Origin of the sequence: Pseudokineococcus marinus (assembly GCF_013004605.1) — a bacterium.
Classification (GTDB): Bacteria; Actinomycetota; Actinomycetes; order Actinomycetales; family Quadrisphaeraceae; genus Pseudokineococcus; species Pseudokineococcus marinus.
Genome location: NZ_JABEMA010000340.1, coordinates 1 through 2,980, shown reverse-complemented (window position 1 = coordinate 2,980; position 2,980 = coordinate 1). Strand labels below are relative to the sequence as shown.

Below are 2,980 nucleotides of genomic sequence, written 5' to 3'. Positions count from 1 at the left end.
GGGACCCGCGGGTCGACCCCCACCCTCCGGGCCGAGCGCGCGCTCCTGCGCGAGGGCCACCTCCTCGTGGCCGGGGTCGACGAGGTGGGCCGCGGCGCCCTCGCCGGACCCGTGAGCGTCGGCGTCGCCGTCGTGGACGCGGCCACGCGGACGGCCCCTGCCGGGCTGCGGGACTCCAAGCTGCTCGCTCCCGAGGCGCGCGAGGCCCTCGCCCCGCGCCTGCGCCGCTGGGCGCCCGCGCACGCCGTCGGGCACGCCAGCGCGGGGGAGGTCGACGCCCTGGGCATCGTCCGCGCGCTGCGGCTGGCCGGGCGGCGGGCGCTCGAGCAGCTGGCCGTCGTCCCGGACGTCGTGCTGCTCGACGGCTCGCACGACTGGCTGTCGACACCGGTGCCCCGCGGCGGCGCCCGGACCGACCCGTGGCTGGTGCGCACGCAGGTCAAGGCCGACCTGCGCTGCGCGGCCGTGGCCGCCGCCAGCGTCCTCGCCAAGACCGAGCGCGACGCCCTGCTGCGCGACCTCGGCGCCCGCGACGAGCGCTACGGCTGGTCCGGCAACAAGGGCTACTCCGCCCCCGACCACCTGGCCGCGCTGCGCCGCCACGGGCCCTGCGTCCAGCACCGGCGCAGCTGGCGGCTGCCGGGCTGCGAGCCCGTGCCCGCCGCCGCGGCGCCGGAAGGGGAGGCCGCGGAGGAGCCGGGACGGGGACCCGCCGTCGCGGCCGCCCTCGCGGAGCTGCCGGTGCAGGCGCCCGCCGGTCGGGACAGGCGCCCGGCGTCGGGCAGGATGGACGGCGACCTGCCGGCGGCGGTGCCGGCCCCGAGCGCGCGGAAGGGCCCATGAGCGCTGAGGACCTCGAGGACTACGAGACCGAGATGGAGCTCGCGCTCTACCGGGAGTACCGCGACGTCGTGGGCCTGTTCGCCTACGTCGTCGAAACGGAGCGCCGCTTCTACCTCGCCAACTCCGTGGACCTCGTGCCGCGCAGCACCGACGGTGAGGTCTGGTTCGAGCTGACGCTCACCGACGCGTGGGTGTGGGACGTCTACCGGTCGGCGCGCTTCGTCAAGCAGGTGCGCGTCGTCACCTTCAAGGACGTCAACGTCGAGGAGCTGGCCAAGTCCGACCTCACCGTCCCGGAGACGTGACGACCGGCTGAGCCGTCGGCCGCCGCCCCGCCGGTCCCCGTCCCGCCGACGCCCGGCGCCGCCCGCCGCGCGTCCGCCCGGTGCGCACAGCCCCCGGCCGGGCCCGGCCCTCCACAGCCGGGCGCCGTCACCGACCGCCGCTGTCCCGCGCCGCGCACGCTGCGGCGCGGAGGTGGTTCTCGTGCGGACGAGCGACGCGGTGGGCCGGTACGGCGAGCAGGTGGCGGTGGCGCACCTGGAGGCCGCCGGGATGCGGGTGGTGGCGCGCAACTGGCGCTGCACGGACCCGGTGCGCGGGGAGATCGACGTCGTCGCCCGCGACGGCGACGCCCTCGTGGCGGTGGAGGTGAAGACCCGCCGCTGCGGCCCCGCGGGAACGCCGGGCGCCGGCCACCCCTTCGAGGCCGTGACGCCCGTGAAGGCCGCGCGCGTGCGGCGCCTGCTCGTGGCCTTCGCGGACGCCTCGGGGGAGCGGGCGGGCAGCCTGCGCGTCGACGCGGTCGCCGTGCTGCGCCCGCCCGCGGGCCCGGCCCGCGTCGAGCACCTGCGCGGGGTGGCGTGATGGGGCTGGGCGCCACGCGCGGCATCGCCCTCGTCGGGCTCGCCGGCGCCGTCGTGGAGGTCGAGGCCTTCGTGACCCCCGGCCTGCCGGCCTTCGTCGTCACCGGCCTGCCGGACACGTCCCTCGGCCAGTCGCGCGACCGCGTCCGGGCGGCGCTCGCGGGCATCGGCTGCTCGCTGCCGTCGCGGCGCGTCACCGTGAACCTCTCGCCCGCCTCGCTGCCCAAGCAGGGCGCCGGCTTCGACCTCGCGGTGGCCGTCGCCGTCCTCGCGGCGGAGGGCGGGGTGGCGCGCGAGGCGGTCCGCGGCTGGACGCACCTCGGGGAGCTCGGCCTCGACGGGAGCCTGCGCCCGGTGCGCGGCGTCCTGCCCGCGGTGGTCGCCGCCGTCCGCGCCGGCTCGCCGCGCGTGGTGGTGCCGCAGGAGAACGCGGCGGAGGCGGAGCTCGTGCCGGGGGCCCAGGTGCGCGCGGCTGCGTCGCTCGCGGCGGTGGTCCGCGGGCACGGCGGCGAGGTCGACGCGGCGTGCGACCCGGACGAGCCCCCCGCGCGCCGCCCCGGTCCCGCCCCCGTGACGGCGACGCCACCGGACCTCGCGGACGTCGTCGGCCAGGACGAGGCGCGGCGGGCCGTCGAGGTGGCCGCCGCGGGCGGGCACCACCTGCTGCTCGTGGGACCGCCGGGCGCCGGCAAGACCATGCTCGCCGCCCGCCTGCCGGGGCTGCTGCCCGACCTCGACGACGAGGAGGCGGTCGAGGTCACCGCGGTGCACTCGGTCGCGGGCACCTTCGACGCGGCCGGCGGCCTGCTGCGCCGCCCGCCCTTCGAGGACCCGCACCACACGGCGACCACGCCCTCGGTCGTCGGCGGCGGCAGCGGCGTCGTCCGCCCCGGCGCCGCCTCGCGGGCGCACCGGGGCGTCCTCTTCCTCGACGAGGCCCCCGAGTTCCGCAAGGACGTCCTCGAGGCGCTCCGGCAGCCGCTCGAGCACGGCAGCCTCGTCATCGCGCGGGCCGGCGGGGCGGCCCGCTACCCGGCGCGCTTCCAGCTCGTGCTCGCGGCCAACCCCTGCCCGTGCGGGCGCGCGAGCGGGCGCGGCGACGCGTGCACGTGCGCCTCGGTGGAGCGGCGGCGCTACCTCGCCCGGCTGTCCGGGCCGCTGCTCGACCGGGTCGACCTCCAGGTCGAGGTGGCGGCCCCCTCGCGGGCCGCGCTCGCCCTCGGGGCGGAGGGGGAGACGACGGCGGTCGTGGCCGCCCGCGTCCGCGCCGC

4 protein-coding genes are annotated in these 2,980 nt (G+C 79.5%); all 4 read left to right on the top strand.

Annotation, left to right across the window (positions count from 1 at the left end; genetic code table 11):
* Positions 1–843 (top strand): ribonuclease HII (locus HLB09_RS15055; protein WP_171204144.1); only part of this gene is annotated, 843 nt, incomplete at its 5' end.
* Positions 840–1,148, top strand: a complete 309-nt coding sequence (locus HLB09_RS15050) for a DUF2469 domain-containing protein (RefSeq protein ID WP_171204143.1) — start codon at positions 840–842, stop codon at positions 1,146–1,148. The genes HLB09_RS15055 and HLB09_RS15050, both read left to right, overlap by 4 nt.
* Before the next feature lie 181 nt (positions 1,149–1,329).
* On the top strand, positions 1,330–1,710 hold the full coding sequence (locus HLB09_RS19535; RefSeq protein ID WP_171204142.1) for a YraN family protein: 381 nt from the start codon (positions 1,330–1,332) through the stop codon (positions 1,708–1,710).
* A partial coding sequence (locus HLB09_RS15040; protein WP_171204141.1) for a YifB family Mg chelatase-like AAA ATPase occupies positions 1,710–2,980 on the top strand: 1,271 nt, incomplete at its 3' end. The genes HLB09_RS19535 and HLB09_RS15040, both read left to right, overlap by 1 nt.

What these genes read in the sequence shown, in the direction of transcription:
- HLB09_RS15050 (WP_171204143.1), top strand. Translation starts at nt 840, where the DNA reads ATGAGCGCTGAGGACCTCGAGGACTACGAGACCGAGATGGAGCTCGCG.